General features: G+C 61.6%; 4 protein-coding genes and 2 pseudogenes. 5 read left to right on the top strand and 1 reads right to left on the bottom strand.

Annotated features, from left to right (window positions below; translation table 11 throughout):
• Positions 1 to 140: 140 nt before the first annotated feature.
• The 5 genes and pseudogenes from M727_RS38075 to M727_RS42575 all read left to right on the top strand — a co-directional run.
• Positions 141 to 329 (top strand): annotated as a pseudogene (locus M727_RS38075) (transposase); the annotation flags it as partial.
• Between the two features lie 1,172 nt (positions 330 to 1,501).
• On the top strand, positions 1,502 to 2,863 hold the full coding sequence (locus M727_RS0129935) for a pitrilysin family protein (protein ID WP_027155674.1): 1,362 nt from the start codon (positions 1,502 to 1,504) through the stop codon (positions 2,861 to 2,863).
• Positions 2,864 to 3,009: 146 nt separating this feature from the next.
• A complete protein-coding gene (locus M727_RS38070; protein ID WP_245269047.1) occupies positions 3,010 to 4,221 on the top strand; it encodes a pitrilysin family protein in 1,212 nt (403 codons plus the stop codon).
• Positions 4,222 to 4,395: 174 nt separating this feature from the next.
• Positions 4,396 to 4,644, top strand: a complete 249-nt coding sequence (locus M727_RS43370) for a DUF6074 family protein (RefSeq protein WP_084646966.1) — start codon at positions 4,396 to 4,398, stop codon at positions 4,642 to 4,644.
• A gap of 214 nt (positions 4,645 to 4,858) precedes the next feature.
• A pseudogene (locus M727_RS42575) lies at positions 4,859 to 4,990 on the top strand (IS630 family transposase); the annotation flags it as partial.
• Positions 4,991 to 5,187: 197 nt separating this feature from the next.
• Here M727_RS42575 and M727_RS0129925 read toward each other — a convergent pair.
• Positions 5,188 to 6,528: a sigma-54 dependent transcriptional regulator gene (locus M727_RS0129925; RefSeq protein WP_027155673.1), complete on the bottom strand. Its 1,341-nt coding sequence runs from the start codon at positions 6,526 to 6,528 to the stop codon at positions 5,188 to 5,190.
• Positions 6,529 to 6,533: the final 5 nt, after the last annotated feature.

The raw sequence follows: 6,533 nt of genomic DNA, 5'->3' as shown, positions 1-6,533 counted from the left end.
GTGTAGCTCGGCGGTAGCGAAGCCGCTCGCGAGCGCGCCCTCAACAGCGCCGTAGCGAGCGAGCGGCTTTGCGGGTGGTCATCGACAGTTCGCCGGTAAGGTCGGGTTGCTGACACCAACCTGATTCGAAGGAACCATCGATGACCGACGACATGATGAACCTGCGCGCGCTCGTGGAGAAGACCCCGNATTCCGATCTCTTGCGCGAGATGATCGGCTTTGCCGCCGAGCGGCTGATGGAGCTCGAGGTGGGGGCCGCCACCGGCGCCGGCTATGGCGAGAAGAACCCGCTGCGCACGGCTCAACGCAACGGCTACCGCGACAGAGACTGAGAGACGCGGGCCGGGACGGTCGAGCTGCGCATCCCGGAGGCTATTACTTTTCCCCTTGGCAGTCGGCTTGGATCGACGCATTGCGGGCAACAATGCCGGAAGCTGAAGACCTCAGAAATGCCGCGCTTGTCGCTCTTATACAAGCTGCAAGCCGCTGTGCTGCCTCGCCCGGATACACCTCGCAACCATTCAGGCCCAATGAAACCGCAGGCCGCTTCCTCATCGAAGCGTGGCATCGAAGCGACGTGGCTTAGGTCGGCGTTGACGAAGGTGCTCGCGAGAGCGCCCTCAACAGCGCAGAAGCAAGCGAGCGGCGTCGCAGTGGTCATCGATATTCCCCGGTAAGGTCGGGTTGCTGACACCAGCCTGATTGAAGGAACCACCGACGACCGACCACATGATGAACCAGCGCACGATCGAGGAACAGGCCCCGACGCTAAAATTCGAGCTTGGATAACGGCACTGCTACGGCCGCTCTTCGTTCGGCCCAAGCGGCTCCGGTCAATTGCCGAATGGGTGGGCGATAATTCATCTATTCGAACGGGGAATGCTCGATGCAGCATTCTTCCACGGCGAGTCGCCTGGCGGCCGGCTCCCCTTCCCGGCCAGCCACGCTCTAGACTTCTGTGCTCGTTGCGGTCCTAGCCTGCCTGTCGAGGACAGCGTTCCGCGGCGACCACCCTAGTCTCCAGGCCTTCGCCAGCTTCCACTCAATTCCAACACTCTCAAGTGCTCGGCCAGTTCGAGGCGCATCCTATCCGCTTGCGCGGCAGCACGCTCAATCGTGGCTCGCACGAGCAATGTGTGTCCCTGACCTACCACACGTTCGGCGCTGTCCAATGTCCAACAATATCGGACGCGCAACGTAGCAGAGCCAAATCTATCACATTGCCTTTGAACGGTTTTCTCATTTGGCATGGTACATGCGCGGTCATCCGCAGACACGTCAGGGACAAGGAGAAGACGTTCCATGATCACCTCCCCGAAAGCCACCGCCGTCGCGAGTCTCCCGATCCGCCAAGGATGACGCTCGAGTGAGGCCTGGCGACATGAAGACGATTGCTCCGGCCCCAGAGAGGGAGAGAGGTACCCAACGTCCTCAAACCGAGGACCAACTCACTTTGCCTAGAACCTTGCCCTCGCCCCACCACTACAAACCGGAGCCATTGATGAAAGTTCTGTCTGACGGGCTGCGCAGAATGCCTGCTGCGACCACCCTGGTGACCAGCGCTCCGGCTCTGGCCGTCACGGGCGGCCGCAAGGTGACGAATTTCCTGCTCGACAACGGCATGGAGGTGGTCGTCCTCCCCGGTCACCGGGCGCCGATCGTCACCCACATGGTGTGGTACAAGATCGGCAGCGCCGATGAGCCGCCCGGCAAGTCCGGCCTTGCCCATTTCTTCGAGCATCTGATGTTCAAGGCGGCGACAACCAACCATGCGGCCGGCGAGCTTGGCCGCGCCGTCTTGGCCATCGGCGGCTCGATCAATGCCTTCACCTTTTACGACTTCACCGCCTACCATGAAACGGTAGCGCCTTCGGCGTTGGAACAGATGATGAGCTTCGAGGCCGATCGCATGGTCAACCTCATCCTCACCGACGATGATATCAAGACCGAGCGCGACGTGATCATGGAGGAGCGCCGTTTGGGCATCGACAACAATCCGCACACGATGCTGGAAGAGCAGGTTGACGCGACCCTCTGGCAGAACCAGCCTTACCGCATCCCGATCATCGGCTGGATGCAAGAGATCGAGAAGCTGACCTGGAACGACGCGAACGCCTTCTACGACAAATATTACAGGCCCAACAACGCCGTGCTGGTGGTGGCCGGCGATGTCGATCCGGAGACGGTGAAGGAGCTGGCCGAGAAGACCTATGGCAAGCTCGCGCCGGGTCCTGATTTACCCCCGCGCACCCGCCCGGTCGAACCGGAGCAGAACACCAGGCGCACGGTGACGCTTAGCGACGCACGCGTTTCGGTGCTCAGCTTTTCCACCCATTGGGTGGTGCCGTCCTATCGGACGGCCGAGCCCGGTGAGGCCGAGGCGCTGGACCTCCTGGCCGAAATTCTCGGCGGCGGCAATCGCAGCCGGCTCTATCAGCAGTTGGTGAAAGGGGGCATTGCCGCTAAGGCCGGCGCTTATTTCCAGGGCGCCATGCTGCTGGATGCCACTAGGCTCACCATCTACGGCTCGCCGCGCGGCGATGCCAAGCTCGCCGATCTGGAGGCGGCGGCCCATGCAGTGATCGCCCGCATCGTCAAGGACGGTGTGACCGATGACGAGCTGGAAAAGGCCAAGAACCGCTGTGTCCGCTCGCTGATCTTCGCCCGCAGCAAGCAGTACCATGTGGCCAATTTGTTTGGCTCCACGCTCGCCACCGGCGGCACCGTGCAGGACGTCGAGGAATGGCCGGACCGCATCCGCAAGGTCACCGCCGATCAGGTGAAGGCGGTCGCCGCCCGATATCTCGCGTTCGACCATTCGACCACCGGCTATCTCTTGCCCAAGACGGAGAATTTGATGTGATGACGAACCAACGCCGTGGCGTCTTCGCACAGGCGCGCTCTCCTTGGAGAAGGGAGGGCAGCGCGCCTCGCCACGCCGCTGGCGACCCTTCTCCTCGCGATTTCGTTCCTCATCCTGCCGGCGCTAAACGCCTGAACATCCAGGACGTGAAATCTGAAAAAGGCATCGACGCCTGGCTGGTGGAGGACCACACGACGCCGATCACTGCCATTCACTTCGTCTTCGACGGCGGCACCACGCAGGATCCGGCCGGCAAGGAGGGGCTCGCCAATCTGATGAGCGCCCTGTTGGCCGAGGGCGCCGGCGATCTCGACAGCGATGCCTTCCAGGTGAAGCTAGACGATGCCGGCGCCGAGATGAGCTTTAAGGCGCAGCGTGACGGCATTCATGGCGCGATGCACATGCTGTCCGAGCAGCAGAACGCCGCTTTCGATTTGCTTCGGCTCGCGGTCAACAGGCCGCGCTTCGACCGGGAGCCGATCGACCGCATCCGCGCCCAGATCCTTTCCGGTATCATCGCCAATGAGCGCGACCCCGAGGCGATCGCCGAGCGCAAATGGCTGCGCGCGATCTACGGCACACATCCCTATTCGAGGCCGGCCGAGGGCACTAAAGAGAGCCTCGCTGGCATCACACCAGCCGATCTCAGCTCCTTCCACAAGGCCACTTTTGCCCGCGACGGCCTGCATGTGGCGGTGGTCGGCGACATCGATGCGAAGACGCTGCGTAAAAAGCTCGACCAGCTGTTCGGCGATTTGCCTCATAACCAGTCGCGCGCCCCCGTCGCCGATGTCGATCCGAAGCTCGGCCAACAGGTGGCGGTCGACTACGATCTGCCGCAGACGTTGCTGCGGTTGGCTTATCCCGGGGTGAAGCGCAGCGCGCCAGATTTCTACGCCGCGGAGCTGCTGAACGAAATCCTCGGCGGCTCGCCCGTCACGTCGCGCCTGTGGCAGGAGGTGCGCGAGCGCGGCTTGACCTATGGCGCCTATTCCAGCTTGGTCGACCACCAGCATTCCAACGCGCTGCAGGTTATGACGGCGACGCGTTCGGACAGGGCGGCCGGGACGCTGAACCTGGTGCGCAAGGTGGTGAAGAAGATAGCGGAAGAAGGTCCGACCGAGGCCGAGCTCGAGGCGAGCAAGAAATATTTGATCGGCGCCTATGCCATCCGCAAACTGGGCTCCTCCATCACGATTGCAGCCACGCTCATCGAGTGGCAGCTCGACAAGCTCGGCATCGATTACATCCAGCGCCGCGCTGCCCTCATCGATCAGGTGACGTTCGACCAGGTCAAGGCAGCGGCCAAGAAGCTGCTTTCGGGCGAGCCCGCCATTATGGTTGTCGGCCGCCGGTAGGAGGCAACGGATAAGCCCCAGGACCCCATATTCGAGAACCATTTCGCGGGGAGCGAAATTCCGGTTCGGTGGGCTATAGGCGAGCGTTTCCCCGGATGTCCAAAAAAGGCGCTGTTAACAAAATTTTTTAACCCGCGACGGGTTATTCGCGAGACTGAAGGCAATAGGTGGTCGATGGGTGAATCAAACATAAGCGCGTTTCCGCTGCATCGGCGGCGGAAATTGGTTGAAGGTATCGCCCGGGTCCTGGAATCGAAGAACGGGGAGGACGCAAATGCCTTCTGGCGCAGCACCGTCAAGACAATACTCGTCCAATTGTCCGAATCAGGAGTTGCGCCGGGGCTCGCCGAACAGGAAGTTAGAACGCTTCTCCGTGCTGTCTTAGGCGATATAGTCACCCGGTCTTCGAGATTCGCACAATAGCATCGGCGTACGAGGAATGGTTGTCGCGTGGAGAACCCCGGGGGCTTCGTTAAGGTGGGATCACTGCATCCGCCAATTGTACGGTTTTCTCAATGCGGATGAAACGATCGCCGTTTCGTCGATGCGCGCCTAATGTGCTCTCGGGCTAGTAATTTGGAACTGAAGTTCATTTTCATTATAGGGTTGTGCTCGTGACTGAAGAAGGAGCGAGTCGATGGCCAATGCGACTGGACGTCCGATTTCGCCGCTGGTGTTGAGTGCGGATGAGCGTGCCTCTCTTGAGCGTCAGCTTCGCCGGCGTCGTGTGGCGCGGTCGATGGCTGAACGATGCCGGATCGTTCTTAAAAAGATATGATTCGGCCGCCACCGCGCGCAGCAGAGAACAGATCGCGCTTGTCCTCTCCGGACGTTTCTTTAGGAGGACCGATAACCGAGTTCAATTCCACAACGAGAGAAGAAGAATGAATTTCGGGCCTGTCTGTAGCACCTGCGGCCTGCCTTTCGCGCGCGTCGAGCTTTTGCACCGAGTTTGAAGATTGCCGACTACTTGGAAAAATCGCCCCTTACGATGCCGTGGCGCTGCAACTTGTCGTAAAAGGTCTTCCGCGGAATGCCCAACGCCTCGACCGTACGCCTGACATCGCCGCCGTTGCGGCCCAGCGTCTCGCGGATGATGTCGCCCTCATAGCGCTCCAGGCGCTCGGGCAGCGGCCGAGCCGCATCAGAGGGTAGTTTCTGCATTTCTTGTGCCAGCCCGAGCACGAAACGTTCGGCAAAATGCGCCAATTCGCGCACATTGCCCGGCCAGTCATGCTCGTGCAGATAGCGGTGCAACGACGCCGGTCCGGCAGGCACCGGGCGGCGGAAGCGGGCCGCGGCACGCTCTGCGAAGTAGCCGAACAGAAGAGCAATATCGTCGCGGCGCTCGCGTAGCGGTGGAAGGGAGACGGTCACCACGTTGAGCCGGTAATAGAGATCCTCCCGGAAATTGCCGCGCTGGCGCGGGTCGCCGAGATCGACCTTGGCTGCGGCGACGACGCGCAGATCCACTGGCCTTACGTCATTGGTACCGAGCGGCATGACCTCGCGCATTTCCAGCACACGCAACATCCGCACTTGTGTCGACGCCGGCATGCTTTCGATCTCGTCGAGGAACAGCGTGCCGCCGCTTGAATGCTCGACGCGACCGATCCGCTTCTTCTGCGCGCCGGTGAAAGCGCCTGCCTCATGGCCGAACAACTCGCTTTCGATCACCGTCTCCGGCAATGTCCCGCAATTCAGCGCGACGAAATTGCCCTTGGCGCGGCGGCTCCAGCGGTGCAGCAACCCGGCCACCACCTCCTTGCCGGAGCCGGTCTCCCCGGTCACCAGCACGTCGACGTCGGTGTCTGCGATTTGCCGTAGGGTGCGGCGCAGCCTTTCCATCGCCGGCGTCTGGCCGATCAGCGGCAAGCTGTCCTGCGCCAGCTCGCCCGCCTCGCGCAGGGCCCGGTTCTCCATGGTCAGGCGGCGTTTTTCCGCTGCCCGCCGCACACTCTGGGTCAGTCCATCAGCGGCGAACGGCTTGGTGATGAAGTCGTAGACGCCGTCCTTGATCGCCTTGACTGCCATGGGGACGTCTCCGTGACCGGTGATGAGGATGACGGGGATGTCCGGATCGAGCCGCAGGATGCGGTCGAAAAGCTGCAAGCCATCGATCTCTGGCATGCGGATGTCGGACACAACCACACCGGCAAAATCGGAATCGATGCCGGCCAGGGCCTTCGATGCCATTGAAAACGCCGACACCGCGAATCCGGCAAGCTCGAGCGTCTGCGCGGTGGCTTTCAGGAGGTCACGGTCGTCATCGATCAGGACGACCAGTGCTGCGCTCTGGTGTGTCATGCTCG

Source organism: Mesorhizobium sp. WSM2561 (genome assembly GCF_000513915.1).
Taxonomy (GTDB): Bacteria; Pseudomonadota; Alphaproteobacteria; order Rhizobiales; family Rhizobiaceae; genus Mesorhizobium; species Mesorhizobium muleiense.
The sequence above is the reverse complement of the archived record's forward strand: the minus strand, read 5'-3'. Positions and strand labels throughout refer to the sequence as shown.